The organism is Pantoea sp. alder81, assembly GCF_020179835.1.
In the GTDB taxonomy this organism is placed as follows: domain Bacteria; phylum Pseudomonadota; class Gammaproteobacteria; order Enterobacterales; family Enterobacteriaceae; genus Pantoea.
Genome location: NZ_JAIUDA010000001.1, coordinates 714356 through 728406, shown reverse-complemented (window position 1 = coordinate 728406; position 14051 = coordinate 714356). Strand labels below are relative to the sequence as shown.

General features: G+C 56.0%; 10 protein-coding genes. 5 read left to right on the top strand and 5 right to left on the bottom strand.

Annotated elements, in window-relative coordinates:
• Positions 1 to 93 precede the first annotated feature (93 nt).
• The 3 genes from malX to add all read left to right on the top strand — a co-directional run bounded on the left by malX (position 94) and on the right by add (position 3975).
• A complete protein-coding gene (gene malX / locus LBW88_RS03515) occupies positions 94 to 1680 on the top strand; it encodes a maltose/glucose-specific PTS transporter subunit IIBC (RefSeq protein ID WP_224928716.1) in 1587 nt (528 codons plus the stop codon).
• Complete coding sequence (locus LBW88_RS03510) at positions 1680 to 2858, top strand: MalY/PatB family protein (RefSeq protein ID WP_224928718.1); 1179 nt, start codon at positions 1680 to 1682, stop codon at positions 2856 to 2858. The genes malX and LBW88_RS03510 overlap by 1 nt, the downstream gene beginning before the upstream one ends.
• A 118-nt stretch (positions 2859 to 2976) precedes the next feature.
• Complete coding sequence (add, locus tag LBW88_RS03505) at positions 2977 to 3975, top strand: adenosine deaminase (protein WP_034827380.1); 999 nt, start codon at positions 2977 to 2979, stop codon at positions 3973 to 3975.
• A 118-nt stretch (positions 3976 to 4093) separates the two neighbouring features.
• Here add and LBW88_RS03500 read toward each other — a convergent pair whose 3' ends face one another.
• The 5 genes from LBW88_RS03500 to LBW88_RS03480 all read right to left on the bottom strand — a co-directional run bounded on the left by LBW88_RS03500 (position 4094) and on the right by LBW88_RS03480 (position 9885).
• Complete coding sequence (locus LBW88_RS03500) at positions 4094 to 5134, bottom strand: oxidoreductase (protein WP_224928721.1); 1041 nt, start codon at positions 5132 to 5134, stop codon at positions 4094 to 4096.
• 77 nt (positions 5135 to 5211) lie between these two features.
• Positions 5212 to 6129 (bottom strand): arabinose operon transcriptional regulator AraC, encoded by a 918-nt coding sequence (gene araC / locus LBW88_RS03495; RefSeq protein ID WP_034827384.1) that lies wholly within the window; start codon positions 6127 to 6129, stop codon positions 5212 to 5214.
• A gap of 89 nt (positions 6130 to 6218) precedes the next feature.
• Complete coding sequence (gene araH / locus LBW88_RS03490; protein ID WP_224928724.1) at positions 6219 to 7205, bottom strand: L-arabinose ABC transporter permease AraH; 987 nt, start codon at positions 7203 to 7205, stop codon at positions 6219 to 6221.
• 17 nt (positions 7206 to 7222) lie between these two features.
• Positions 7223 to 8743 (bottom strand): L-arabinose ABC transporter ATP-binding protein AraG, encoded by a 1521-nt coding sequence (gene araG / locus LBW88_RS03485; RefSeq protein WP_224928728.1) that lies wholly within the window; start codon positions 8741 to 8743, stop codon positions 7223 to 7225.
• Between the two features lie 158 nt (positions 8744 to 8901).
• Complete coding sequence (locus LBW88_RS03480) at positions 8902 to 9885, bottom strand: arabinose ABC transporter substrate-binding protein (protein ID WP_224928731.1); 984 nt, start codon at positions 9883 to 9885, stop codon at positions 8902 to 8904.
• Between the two features lie 365 nt (positions 9886 to 10250).
• Between LBW88_RS03480 and LBW88_RS03475 the strand changes: the two genes are divergently transcribed.
• Together LBW88_RS03475 and araA are read left to right on the top strand one after the other, a co-directional pair.
• Positions 10251 to 11936, top strand: a complete 1686-nt coding sequence (locus LBW88_RS03475; RefSeq protein ID WP_224928734.1) for a ribulokinase — start codon at positions 10251 to 10253, stop codon at positions 11934 to 11936.
• Positions 11937 to 11947: 11 nt separating this feature from the next.
• Positions 11948 to 13438, top strand: coding sequence for an L-arabinose isomerase (gene araA, locus LBW88_RS03470; protein WP_224928736.1), 1491 nt, complete (start codon positions 11948 to 11950; stop codon positions 13436 to 13438).
• Positions 13439 to 14051 lie beyond the last annotated feature (613 nt).

The following is a 14051-nucleotide window of genomic DNA, read 5'->3' as shown; positions in this document are numbered from 1 at the left end:
CGCTTTGTGACTATAGCCACAAAATTGCTTGGTAAAACGTTTTATCATTCTTTACCATTTTGATAAATTGCCGCTTTTTAACCAGGAGAGACTATGTCCGCCAGCCGACCCAAAATGTCACTTTGGGAATTTTTCCAGAGTCTGGGTAAAACCTTTATGTTGCCCGTTGCTTTGCTGTCGTTTTGCGGCATTTTGCTCGGCATCGGGAGTTCACTGAGCAGTCACGATGTGTTGACGCTGATTCCGATGCTCGATCAGCCCTTCCTGCAATACCTGTTCATCTGGATGGCTAAGTTAGGCTCATTTGCCTTCAGCTATCTGCCAGTGATGTTCGCCATTGCGATTCCCCTGGGCATGGCGCGGGAGAACAAAGGCGTCGCTGCCTTTGCCGGTTTTGTCGGCTACGCAGTGCTGAACCTGAGCGTGAACTTCTGGCTCAATATCAACGGCATTCTGCCAACCACTGATGCGGCGGTGCTGAAAGCCAACAACGTACAAAACATCCTGGGCATTCAGTCCATCGACACCGGTATCCTGGGAGCGGTGATCGTTGGCGTGGTGGTGTTCTGGCTGCATGAGCGCTTCCACAACATTCGCCTGCCGGACGCACTCGCCTTCTTTGGTGGTACGCGCTTTGTGCCGATTGTCACCACCGTAGTGATGGGTTTGCTCGGCTTAGTGGTACCGCTGATTTGGCCATTCTTTGCCCGTGCGATTACCGGCTTAGGCTGGATGATCAACAGTGCCGGTGAATTTGGCCCGATGATCTTCGGCACCGGCGAACGCCTGCTGCTGCCGTTTGGTCTGCAACATATTCTGGTGGCGATTATTCGCTTCACCGATGCGGGCGGCACGCTCGACGTCTGCGGCAAAAGTGTCAGCGGTGCCCTGACCATCTTCCAGGCGCAGCTGGCTTGTCCGGAGACTCATGGCTTCGCGGAGAGCGCCACGCGTTTCCTGTCGCAAGGCAAGATGCCGGCGTTCCTCGGTGGTTTGCCAGGTGCCGCACTGGCGATTTACCACTGTGCGCGTCCTGAAAATCGTCACAAAATTAAAGGGCTGCTGATTTCGGGTGTGGTGGCTTGCGTGGTCGGCGGTACTACTGAACCGATCGAATTCCTGTTCCTGTTCGTGGCACCGGTGCTGTATCTGATCCACGCCCTGTTGACGGGTCTGGGCTTTACCGTGATGGCGATTCTCGGCGTGACCATTGGTAATACTGACGGTAACGTCATCGACTTCTTCGTGTTCGGCGTGCTGCACGGCCTCTCCACCAAATGGTATTGGGTGCCGGTGATTGCGGCGGTGTGGTTCGTGGGTTACTACGCCATCTTCCGTTTTGCTATCACGCGCTTCAACATCAAGACACCGGGGCGCGAAGCAGAAACCAGCAGCGTGGAACAGCAGGTCAGCCGCGCGGGCGTGGGGAAATCGGGCTACAACACCCCGGCGATTCTGGCGGCTCTGGGCGGCGTGGAAAACATCACCTCGCTGGACAACTGTCTGACGCGTTTACGCCTCACCATTGCGGACATGAGCAAAGTGAACGATGCCGCGCTAAAAGCCAATGGCGCAATTGGCGTGGTGCATCTCAACCAAACCAGCCTGCAAGTGGTGATCGGACCGCAAGTGCAGTCGGTGAAAGATGAAATGGCACACCTGATGAGTGCGACGGTGTAATGATGCAGAGCTTTGATTTCGACCAGACCGTGGATCGTCACGGCAGCTGGTGCACGCAATGGGATTTTGTGGCGGATCGCTTCGGTGTGGAGGGCTTATTGCCCTTCACCATCTCCGATATGGATTTCGCCACGGCGCCCTGCATCATTGAAGCGCTGCAACAGCGGTTAAACCATGGTGTATTTGGCTACAGCCGCTGGCAGCACGAGGACTTTACTTCAGCCATTCAACACTGGATGAAGCACCGTTTTGCCACAGAGGTTGAGGCGCAATCGCTGGTTTACGGCCCGTCGGTGATCTACATGGTGGCGCAATTACTGCGCCACTGGACAAAACCCGGCGATGAAGTGCTGATTCATACGCCTGCCTACGATGCGTTTTATAACACTATCAACGGTAATCAGCGCCGCGTGCTGGAACTGCCACTCCAGCGCCAGGGTAATGACTGGCAGTGTGATATGGCGCAACTGGAGCAGCTACTGGCGCGACCCGATTGCAAAGTGATGCTGCTGTGCAGCCCGCACAATCCTACCGGCAAAGTGTGGCAGCGTGAGGAGTTACAGCAAATGGCCGCGCTCTGTGCGCGCCACGATGTGAAGGTGATCAGCGATGAGATCCACATGGATATGGTGTTGGGCGATGCACACCACATCCCGTGGAGCCAGGTGGCGCAATCTCCCTGGGCATTATTTACCTCGGCTTCGAAGAGTTTCAACATTCCGGCACTGACGGGCGCGTGGGGCATCATTCCGCATCAAGCCGATCGCCAGGCCTGGTTCCTCGCACTCAAACAGCAGGATGGCTTATCGTCACCGGCGGTGATGGCCGTCGCGGCGACCATTGCCGCATATCGCGAGGGTGAAGCCTGGCTGGATGCACTGCGCGATTATCTGCAGGCGAATATGCAGCATATCGCGCAGCGGCTTAATACCGCTTTTCCTGCGCTCAGCTGGCAGCCCCCTGCCGCCACCTATCTGGCATGGATTGATCTCACTCCGCTGGGTATTGATGAGCAGGCACTGCAACAGCAGCTGATTCATCAGTACAAAGTGGCGATCATGCCGGGTTCGACTTACGGTGATGCCAGCCGGGGTTATCTGCGCCTCAACGCGGGTTGCCCACGCAGTAAGCTGGATGACGGGTTGGATCGCCTGATTGCTGCTTTAAAATCGTATTAAATGCGCTCGGATGCTGATTAATTCAGCATCCATTTCACGTCTTGCGCAAATCACTGGCGCTGTTGCGCAAGATGTTTTTATAATGCTCTGCACTTTATGAAACTTTAGCGAGTGCGACATGATTGACCTGAAACTCCCCCTGACCGACATCCACCGCCACCTCGATGGCAACATCCGCGCACAAACCATTCTTGATTTAGGTCGCCAGTTTAATCTCGCGCTGCCTGCCAACTCGCTCGACGATCTGCGTCCGCATGTGCAAGTCACGGCCAATGAACCCGATCTGGTGAGCTTCCTGCAGAAGCTGGACTGGGGCGTAAAAGTGCTGGGCGATTTAGACGCCTGCCGCCGCATTGCGCTGGAAAACGTCGAAGATGCTGCGCGCGCAGGGATCCACTACGCGGAACTGCGCTTTTCGCCGGGCTATATGGCGATGACGCACAACCTGCCGATTGCCGGTGTGGTAGAAGCCGTGATTGATGGCGTGCGCGCGGGCGTGAAACAGTACGGCGTGGATGTGAATCTGATCGGCATTATGAGCCGTACCTTTGGTGATGAAGCCTGCCTGCGCGAACTGGAAGGCTTGCTGGCACACCGCGATGGCATTACTGCCGTTGATCTGGCCGGTGATGAGCTTGGCTTCCCGGGCAGTGAGTTCCTCAGCCACTTCAATCGCGCGCGTGATGCCGGTTTCCGCATTACCGTGCACGCCGGTGAAGCCGCGGGTCCGGAAAGCATCTGGCAGGCGATTCGCGAACTCGGCGCGGAGCGTATTGGCCATGGCGTGAAAGCGATTGAGGACCGCGCGCTGATGGACTTCCTGGCTGAGCAGCGTATTGGCATTGAATCCTGCATGACCTCAAATATTCAGACCAGCACCGTGGCTTCGCTGGCCACTCATCCGCTGAAAGCCTTCCTGCAGCACGGCATCCTCGCCACCATCAACACCGATGATCCGGCAGTTCAGGGGATTGAGCTGGCGCATGAGTATGAGCACGCTGCGCCGCAGGCCGGACTCACCGCCGAAGAGATGCGCCAGGCGCAGGAAAATGGTGTGACGATTGCCTTCCTTAGCGATGCAGAGAAAGCTGCGCTGCGTCAGCGCGTGGCGGGGTAACGCGCTTTAAAAGCAAAAAAGGTGCGCATCGCTGCGCACCTTTTTTATTGAAGCCGCCCTGCAGAGTGACCTTGCCTGTTTGCCGGCACGGATTCTCTCAAAGCGCACTTTCATTGTGTCACTTCAGCGACATCGTCTGGCGTTTTTCAGCGGACTGTAAACCAAGTTCAATCAGCTCCATCACCTGAATCGCCTCTTCAGCCTGGACGGGATTCTCACCGGTGCCGGCAATCGCATCGCGAATCGCCGCGTAGTAGGCCGGATAGTTACCCGGCAGCGTCAGCAGCTCTTTTTCCACCATCACGTCGCCTTCTGCCAGCGTCAAAGTGCCGTTGCGCATGTCATAACCCCAATCCTCCTGCGGTGGACGTTCACCCGCTTTCAGACGATCTTCCTGCGGATCGAGGCCATATTTGACGTAGCTGCCACGCGTACCGTGCACCACGAAGCGTGCCGACTCCGCTGCCGCCAGCATGCTGCCGTGCAACACCACACGACGGGTTGGATAGGTCAGCACCGCATGGAAATAATCGGTGGTTTGCGCACCTGGGCGCAGTTCTGCCATATCCACATTGATAGCGACCGGCGGACCAAACAGCTGCAATGCCTGATCCAGCACATGCGGACCCAGATCAAACCAGATACCGCTGCCAGGGCCTTTCATTTCACGCCAGCGCTGACGAACTTCGGGACGGAAACGATCAAAATGCGATTCGAGATAGCGCACATCACCTAAGGCGCCATCAGCCAGCAACGTTTTCAGCGTCAGAAAATCACTGTCCCAGCGGCGGTTGTGGAATACCGACAGCAGCAAACCTTTGGCTTTAGCCAACGCATCCAGCTCACGCGCTTGTGACAGTGTCACGGTGAAAGGTTTATCCACGACGACATGCTTACCGGCATTCAACGCCGCTTTGGCTAATGGGAAGTGAGTGTCATTCGGGGTGGGTATGACAATCAGTTGCAGTGTCGGATCATCCAACAGCGCCTGTGGATCCGAAACCACCTGCACTGAGGGCCAGTCGGCATGCACCTTGCTGGCATCACTGCTGGAGACGGCTGCCAATTCAACGCCAGGCGCGCCGACGATCAAAGGAGCATGAAAGGTTTTGCTGGCAAAACCATAGCCAATCAGGCCGACACGTAATTTATCGCTCATTCTCATTCCTCTTGTTCGTTACCAGACTGATTTAAGACGAATCAGCCAGTAACAACAAGGCGGAATCACCTGAAAACTCAGGAGATAGCACTCCGTGCCGGTTGCCAGCTTTCCTGAGCGACTAAGGCATCGTGCGCATCCTGACTACGACGCCGGAAATCACTGGGACTGACGCCGACCCGTTTGCGGAAAACGCGAGAGAAATAGAGCTGATCGTCATAACCCACTTCTCGCCCAACCGAGGCAATCGGCTCCTGCGTGGTCTGCAGCAGCAATTTGGCGCGGATCACCCGCTGATCTTCACGCCAGCGCAGCAGATTAATGCCCATCTGTTCGCGAAACAGATGCGCCAGCCGTGACGGGGAAAGGCACACGTGCCGCGCCACTTCCTCGATTTTTACCTCGCTTGCCAGATGGTTGGTGACGTACTGACAGGCTTCAATCACGCGCGGATCGCGAATTTGCTGATGGCTGCGCGGATCTTCCTCCACTGCACGCAACAGCAATCGCTCCAGCAGGTTCATCGCCAGCTCCTCGGCAAAGCGACGCCCCGAATTGTGCGTCTGTTCAATGCTGGCGAACAGACGATCAAACTCGGCACGCTGCGCTTCTGGCAACCGCAACCGCCCCACGCCCTGACTCTCATCCTGCCACTGCAACCAGTCTGTCCAGTAAGCACGCGGACGGAAATAGACCCAGCGGTGGAACCAGCATGGGCTGTCAGGTGAACGGCCATAGTAGTGCGGGGTTTTAGGCTGGAACAACAGCAAGTCACCGGGTTCGCAGTCAAACGCCGATTCGCCATCAAAAATGCGCCCCTGACCTTTGATTGTCAGATTAAGGATGTAACCCTTCATACCGAGCGGTCGGTCGATAAAAAAATCCAGCTGATCGTTAGCATTGATCGGCGTTAAGCCCGCCACCAGCCAGGCATTAAAGGGATAGCCGGGTAACAGGGGGTTCTGCTGCTCACTGGGGGGTTCACGATGGTACATAGTGCCCTCACGGTAACCTGTAAATGCGCAGTGCCGCGCGCCAGAAGGGCGACCCTTTGGCCGCCCTGCCTCATCTTTTACGGCTGGAATCAGGCCGCTTTGTTTTTCTGTTTATAGCGGTCAAAAATCACCGCCGCTAACAGTATCAAACCGCGCACCACATACTGTGAGAACGGCGAGATATTCAATAAATTCATCGCATTCTCAACCGTACCCAATATCAGCACGCCCGCCACTACATACGAAATCTTACCGATGCCGCCTTTCAATGAAACGCCGCCCAGCACACAGGCTGAAATCACGATCAATTCATAACCGAGTGAGGTCATCGGCTGACCACTGGTCATGCGCGAGGCCAGAATAATGCCCGCCGCCGCCGAGACCAGCCCCGACAAAATGAAGATGATAATGCGGGTGCGCACCACCGGCACCCCAGCCAGACGTGCCGCTTCCTCATTACCGCCAATCGCCAGCGTGTTGCGACCAAAGGTGGTTTTATTCAGCACGAAACCAAACACAATCATGGTGGCGATGGTCAGCCAGATCGGCGCTGGCAAGCCGAGCCAGTTGGCATATCCGAGGGTGAAGAAGCGCTCATCCTCGATACCGACCGCTTTACCGTCAGAGAAGATATACGCCAGACCACGCACAATCTGCATGGTCGCCAGCGTGGTGATCAGCGCATTGATTTTCAGCCGGGCAATCACAAAGCCGTTGATGAATCCGGTGGCCATACCAAGCACTAAACCGGCAGCCACGCCCAGCCACAGGCTCTCCGTCATGTTAATCACTACAGCGGTCACCACACCGGCACAGGCAATCACCGAGGCGACGGAAAGGTCAAAATCGCCAGACGCGAGGCAAAAAAGCATGCCGCACGCCACCATTCCGGACATCGACATCGCCAGTCCCAGCCCTTTCATATTGATGAAAGTGCCGAAGTTGGGCACGAAGATGGTGCAAACGATAAATAGCAGCGCAAAGACCACCAGCATGCCGAAATTATCCCAGATACGCCCTAACTGCAGTCCGCTGCGCTGTGCCGGTGGCGTGTTGGAAGTGGTAGATGAAGCCATTGTTGCTCTCCTTTACATCAGGCCACGGCGGCCGCTTGAGGTGTTTTCGGCATCGCCAGGCTCAGCGTCAGCTGCTCCGTGGCCGCGTCGTGTGGCAGTTCTCCGGCAATTTCACCTTCGCGCATCACCACGATGCGGTCAGCCAGCCCCATGACTTCGGGCAGATCGCTGGAAGCAAACAGCACCGCGATCCCTTTATTTGCCAGTTGGTAAATCAGGTTATAAATCTCATGCTTGGCACCGACATCAATACCGCGCGTCGGCTCATCCAGCAGAATCACGTTCATCTCTTCGGACAGCCAGCGGCCCAGAATTGCCTTCTGCTGATTGCCCCCTGACAGGTTCATGATCAGCTGCTGCGGCCCTGGTGTTTTGATATTCAGTGAGCGGATGTGGAGATCGGCGTTTTTCGCCTCCCAGCCGGGTTTAATCAGACAACCCGCCGTGAGGTTATGGCGGCGAGCGCTGATATTGATGTTGTCGCGCACCGAGTGCACCGGAATAATGCCTTCAGATTTACGATCCTCCGGGCACAGCATGATCCCCGCGCGAATCGCATCGATCGGCTGGCGGATATTGAGTTTTTTGCCATCCAGCGACACGCTGCCGCCGCGTAGTTTGGTGGCACCGAACAGCCCTTTCATCAACTCGCTGCGCCCTGCGCCCACCAGACCAAACAGGCCAACGATTTCACCGGCACGTACCGTCAGCGAAATCGGCATGCGCACGCCTTTGGCCTCGACCTGATCAAGCTGCAAACGCACTTCACCCAAGGCGCGCGGCGCATAACCGTAGATATCGCCAAGGTTGCGGCCGACCATCGCCTGCACCAGATCGTCATGATGGGTGTTGGCCATGTCAGTGAAGGTGCGCACATAGCGACCATCTTTGAACACGGTGATCGCATCACTCAGGGCAAAAATTTCCTCCATGCGATGCGACACATACAGCACGGTACGGCCCTGATCGCGCAGCTGACGGATGACGCGGAACAGATGCTCGATTTCACGCGCCGAAAGTGAACTGGTCGGCTCATCAAAGGCGATAATGCGCGCATTGCGCGCCAGCGCTTTGGCAATCTCCACCATTTGCCACTGGCCGAGCGACAGATATTTCAGCGGCATATCAGGATCGATATCCATGCCGAGATTTTTAAGCTGCAAATCCGCTTCGTAGCGCAGCAGTTTGCGATTCACCAACCCGCGTTTGTGGGGCAGCTGGCCAAGATAGATGTTCTCCGCCACGCTCATCTCAGGCACCAGATGCAGTTCCTGATAGATGATTGCCACACCCGCATCCAGCGCGTCCACGGTGTTGTTGAAGCTTTTGGTTTCGCCTTTGATGCGAATTTCACCTTGAGTCGGCTGATAACTGCCGCTGAGAATCTTTAACAGCGTGGATTTCCCTGCGCCGTTTTCGCCCATCAGCGCGTGCACTTCCCCGGCGCGGCACTGGAACGAGATATCCTGCAGCGCTTTTACGCCCGGAAAAGTTTTACTGATGCCATGAAAGGACAGAAAGGCTTGATCAGTTTCCATGGAAACTCCTGGATAGTGCCTGTTAGATCACAGGCGCGCATAAATGCGCGCCCTACAAATATCGTGCTCATCATTTGTAGAGGTCACCGTTGACTGCACACCCTACAAATGTCGTGCTCATCATTTGTAGGGTCACCATTAATGGTGACCGTTGACCATTACATCAGCCCTTTCTTCGCCAACTCGGTTTTGAAGTTGTCGCGGGTAATCAGCACCACATCGGTAACTTCGGTGAATTTCGCTGGCTCTTCGCCTTTGGTCACCCAGTTGTAAAGCATCTGGCTGCTCTTATAACCGTGCACATCCGGGCTTGGCAGCAGCGAACCGTAGAAGCCGGTTGCTGCACCTTTTGACAGCTCGCTCACCGCGTCCACACCGTTGATGCCAATGCCAATCACGTCGGGCGCTTTAAAGCCCTGGCCTTCGGTCGCGCGCACGCCACCCAGCACCGTATTGTCATTCATGCCGACGATCAGCCAGTGTTTCACCTCTGGATGCTGCACCAGCAGCGAGTTACCAGCATCAAACGCGCCGGGAATATCGTTGGATTTGGTCGGCACCTGATAGATCTGTTTTTCCGGGAATCCGGCTGCTTTCAGCGCGTCCATCGAACCGCCGGTGCGACGACGTGCAGTGTCCAGCTCATTAGCGGTAATCGCCATTACGCCGGTCTCTTTCGCATCCCAGCCGCGTTTCTGCATCTCTTTGTAGAGTTCCTGGCCCTGACGCTCACCAATTTTGGTTGCGGCCATCATCACCAGCGGCACGGTGTCCATTGGCTTGCCTTTGGCGGTGACGAACTGATCGTCAACTGCAATCACCTTCAGGCCATAGCTGCGCGCCTTCGCCACGATGGCTGAACCCAGTTTCGGATCCGGGGTACAAATCACGAAACCTTTTGCCCCGCTCGCCGCCAGGCTATCAATAGCATTGAGGGTTTTCTCACCGTCGGGCACGGCAATTTTGATCACTTCGAAGCCGAGATCTTTACCGGCCTTATCAGCGAACTTCCATTCGGTCTGGAACCAGGGTTCCTCCGGTTGTTTGACGAGGAAACCGAGTTTCATGGTCTCGGCGATAGCGGATTGTGACATAACCGCGGCGAGACCTACCGCCGCCAGCGCTTTAGTTAATTTATGCATGATGCTCTCCGGCACAATGGTGTTTTTCGCTGTTAATAACGAATCGGTGTAAACGCTACCAATTGGATTTCACGTTTGGGTACAGCGCAAAATCAGCGCGTTAGCTCAAAGGTTGTACAAAGGCTGTGCAAACGCTGGGCTAGTTGTAGCGGTAATGGAGAAGAAAAATGTAGAGCGGTATCACATCCCAAAACGATGACCAATTCCTCCATATATTCAGCGAAATTAACCAGTCATTAACTTTTGCTATCGATCACATAACGGTTTCGATGGCAGAAAAGTGCATATTCTCAGCCAGCGATGACTAACCGCTTACGCACCCGCATTCCAGGATAGAGCCAGATAACTCACACAGGAGAATCCCAATGGGTGCAGGCGCCATAACAATTGGGCTGGATTTTGGCAGTGACTCGGTGCGTGCCCTCGCCGTGGACTGTCACAGTGGTAAAGAGCTGGAAAAGGCAGTGGTGAACTATCCGCGCTGGGCGAAGGGGGAATTCTGTGACGCGCACGCCAACCGTTTCCGCCATCATCCACAAGACTATATTGATGCGCTGGAGCAGGCGGTGGTTGCGGTGGTGCAAACGTTAACCCGCGAACAGCGCGCCGCCGTAGTGGGGATAGGTGTGGATTCAACGGGTTCAACCCCTGCGCCGATTGACCGTGACGGCAACGTTTTAGCGCTGCGTCCGGAGTTCGCCACCAACCCCAACGCCATGTTTGTGTTGTGGAAAGATCACACCGCAATTGAAGAAGCAGAAGAGATCAACCAGCTGTGCCGCAACGGTCATTTCACCGATTACACCCGCTATATCGGCGGCGTGTATTCGTCGGAGTGGTTCTGGGCCAAGATTCTGCACGTGTCACGCCAGGATGCAGCGGTGCGTGATGCGGCAGTGTCTTGGGTGGAACTCTGTGATTGGGTGCCAGCCCTGTTGAGCGGGCGCACCGCCCCGGCGCAGCTGCGGCGTGGACGCTGCGCCGCTGGACACAAATCGCTGTGGCATCCTGAATGGCAGGGTTTACCGCCCGCAGATTTTTTCCGTGCACTCGATCCGATGTTGGTTGAGCAGCTGGATTCTCCATTGTTTACCGACACCTTCACTGCTGATGTACCGGTGGGCACGCTCTCCATCGAATGGGCGCAGCGTTTGGGGTTGTCGGAACAGGTCATTCTCTCCGGTGGCGCCTTCGACTGTCATATGGGCGCAGTCGGTGCGGGCGCGCAGCCTTATACGCTGGTGAAAGTGATTGGCACCTCAACCTGCGACATTCTGATTGCCGACAGTGAGAAAGTCGGTGACCGCGCCATCAAAGGCATTTGCGGCCAGGTCGATGGCAGCGTCGTGCCGGGCGCCATTGGCTGCGAAGCGGGTCAATCTGCGTTTGGTGATATCTACGCCTGGTTCAGTCGCTTGCTGGGCTGGCCGCTGCAACAAGCCGTGGCGCGTCATCCTGAGCTGCAGCCGCAACTCGCCGAGATGCAGCAGGATTTGATCCGCTCCCTCACCGAAGCCTGGGCCGCCGATCCGCAACTTGATCATCTGCCCGTGGTGCTGGATTGGTTCAACGGGCGTCGCACGCCGGATGCCAATCAGCGTCTGAAAGGCGTGATCACCGATTTGAATCTTGGCACCGACGCACCCGCCTTGTTTGGTGGTCTGGTCGCTGCCACGGCATTTGGTGCACGCGCCATTATGGAGTGTTTTGAGAAGCAGCAGATTCCGGTGGAGAGCATTCTGGCGCTCGGGGGCATTGCGCGGAAGTCTCCCGCCATTATGCAAGCCTGTTGCGACGTGATGAATCGTCCGCTGGATATCGTGGCTTCTGACGAGTGTTGCGCGCTGGGTGCTGCCATTTTTGCCGCCGTCGCCGCGAACGTCTATGCCGATGTGCCTGCCGCACAGCAGGTGATGGCAAGTCCGATTGCCGTGACCTTGCAGCCCAACAGTCTGCGCGTGGCGGGCTATCAACAGCTTTATCAACGCTATCAAAACTGGTGCCAGGCCGCTGAACCTCAGTATGCCGCCCGCGCCACATCCGCTAAGTAAAGGAGCGAGAAATGGAACAGAACGTTTGGTTTGTGATTGGAACTCAGCATCTCTACGGAGCGGAAACCTTGCGCCAGGTCGAACATCACGCACGCCAGGTGATGGACGGATTGAATCAGGCGGGCACGCTGCCGGTGCCGCTGGTGTTGAAGCCGCTGGTGAAATCACCGGATGAAGCGCTGGCGCTGTGCCGCGAAGCCAATCACGACAATAGTTGTGTCGGTATCATTACCTGGTTACACACTTTTTCACCGGCCAAGATGTGGATTGGTGGGCTGAGTATCCTGAATAAGCCCCTGTTGCAATTCCATACCCAGTTCAACGCAGAGATTCCGTGGGACAGTATGGATATGGACTTTATGAACCTGAATCAGACCGCGCACGGCGGCCGTGAGTTCGGTTTTATCGGCGCGCGCATGGGCTTACAGCACAGCGTGGTGACCGGCCACTGGCAGGATAAAACCAGCCAGCAGCGTATCGGCCGCTGGATCAATGCGGCACTCGCGAAGCAGGCCAGCCAGCAGCTGAAAGTGGCGCGCTTTGGCGACAATATGCGCGAAGTGGCGGTGACCGAGGGCGATAAAGTGGCCGCGCAGATTCAGTTTGGTTATTCGGTCAACGGTTGGGGCGTCGGCGATCTGGTTGAGGTGGTAAATAGCGTCAGCGATGGCGATGTGCATGCGCTGGTCGATGAATATGAGAGCCAGTATTTGTTCAGCGAGGCTGCCGCCGTCAATGGCGAGAAGCGTCAGAATGTGCTGGATGCAGCGCGCATTGAACTTGGTTTGAAGCGTTTCCTTGATGATGAAGGCTGTAAAGCCTTTACCACTAATTTCCAGACCCTGCACGGCATGACGCAGTTGCCGGGGTTAGCGGTGCAACGTTTGATGGGCCAGGGTTATGGTTTCGCTGGTGAAGGTGACTGGAAGACCGCCGCGCTGCTGCATATTTTGAAAGTGCAAGCCGGAAACCGTGCGGGCGGCACCTCATTTATGGAGGATTACACCTATCACTTCTCACCGGGCAACGATTTGGTGCTCGGCTCACATATGCTGGAAGTGTGCCCATCGATCGCCAAAGAGGCGAAGCCGTTAATTGATGTGCAGTTCCTCGGCATAGGTGGCAAAGCCGATCCGGCGCGCATGATTTTCTCCACGCCAGCCGGTCGCGCGGTGAATGCCAGCGTGATTGATATGGGCGATCGTTTCCGTCTGTTGGTGAATGTGGTGGATGCGATTGAGCAGCCAAAACCGCTGCCGAAGTTGCCAGTTGCGCGTGCTTTGTGGCGTGCCCAGCCCTCACTGGCTACCGCCTCTGAAGCCTGGATCCTGGCCGGCGGTGCGCACCATACGGTGTTTAGTCAGGCACTGGATTTGGATGATATGTATCTGTACGGCGAGCTGAACGGCATTGAGGTGCTGGTGATTGATGAGGATACGCGTTTGCCGGCGTTCAAAGACGCGTTGCGCTGGAATGAGGCGTATTACCGGTTAGCACGTTGATCGTTTGATTACCGGTTAAAGCCGCGTTGAGTCGCGGCTTTTTTGTGGTTAAAACCCTCGTTCCAGTGGGCAAAAGTGGATTGTGGGTAAAACCGTGCGGTTCAGTCGACAAAAGTGGACGCTGTGACTAAAAACGTGCGGTTCAGTCGACAAAGGTGGGCGCTGTGGCTAAAAACGCGCGGTCCAGTCGACAAAGGTGGACGTTACGTAAAGTCGGCGTGAATACATCCCTGTAGCCTCGGACGCCGCATCCATGCGGCGTACGCTTTACTCCACTGCCCACCTTTGTCTCCTTTGTGCAGGTTCGTTGCGGTTTTTGGGAGCTGAATTTGAATTGAACGCTCAGGTTCGCACTGACTACAGCAATAAACATCTCAATTGCCTCATAAAGGCCAGCCCGAAGAGCAAAGCGTTCGCGCCAGGGATGGCGCGGTCGATCTGCATGGATGCGGGGTTCCTTTGCGATCGGGCTGGCCTTTGTGGGGCGATGCACAAAACTTTCAGCAACCCTACCTAACATTCAAAATATGAGCGCCAAAACCTGCAACCCCGCACCCAACATCCACAATTCTCAGCACCAAGCCTCCAACACCCTCGAATCGCAGCCTCAAAA

Excerpts from the sequence above, each read along its gene's own strand:
- araC (WP_034827384.1), bottom strand. The coding sequence starts at position 6,129 with ATGTACCATCGTGAACCCCCCAGTGAGCAGCAGAACCCCCTGTTACCC.
- malX (WP_224928716.1), top strand. The coding sequence starts at position 94 with ATGTCCGCCAGCCGACCCAAAATGTCACTTTGGGAATTTTTCCAGAGT.
- araA (WP_224928736.1), top strand. The coding sequence starts at position 11,948 with ATGGAACAGAACGTTTGGTTTGTGATTGGAACTCAGCATCTCTACGGA.
- LBW88_RS03500 (WP_224928721.1), bottom strand. The coding sequence starts at position 5,134 with ATGAGCGATAAATTACGTGTCGGCCTGATTGGCTATGGTTTTGCCAGC.
- LBW88_RS03475 (WP_224928734.1), top strand. The coding sequence starts at position 10,251 with ATGGGTGCAGGCGCCATAACAATTGGGCTGGATTTTGGCAGTGACTCG.
- araG (WP_224928728.1), bottom strand. The coding sequence starts at position 8,743 with ATGGAAACTGATCAAGCCTTTCTGTCCTTTCATGGCATCAGTAAAACT.
- araH (WP_224928724.1), bottom strand. The coding sequence starts at position 7,205 with ATGGCTTCATCTACCACTTCCAACACGCCACCGGCACAGCGCAGCGGA.
- LBW88_RS03510 (WP_224928718.1), top strand. The coding sequence starts at position 1,680 with ATGATGCAGAGCTTTGATTTCGACCAGACCGTGGATCGTCACGGCAGC.
- add (WP_034827380.1), top strand. The coding sequence starts at position 2,977 with ATGATTGACCTGAAACTCCCCCTGACCGACATCCACCGCCACCTCGAT.
- LBW88_RS03480 (WP_224928731.1), bottom strand. The coding sequence starts at position 9,885 with ATGCATAAATTAACTAAAGCGCTGGCGGCGGTAGGTCTCGCCGCGGTT.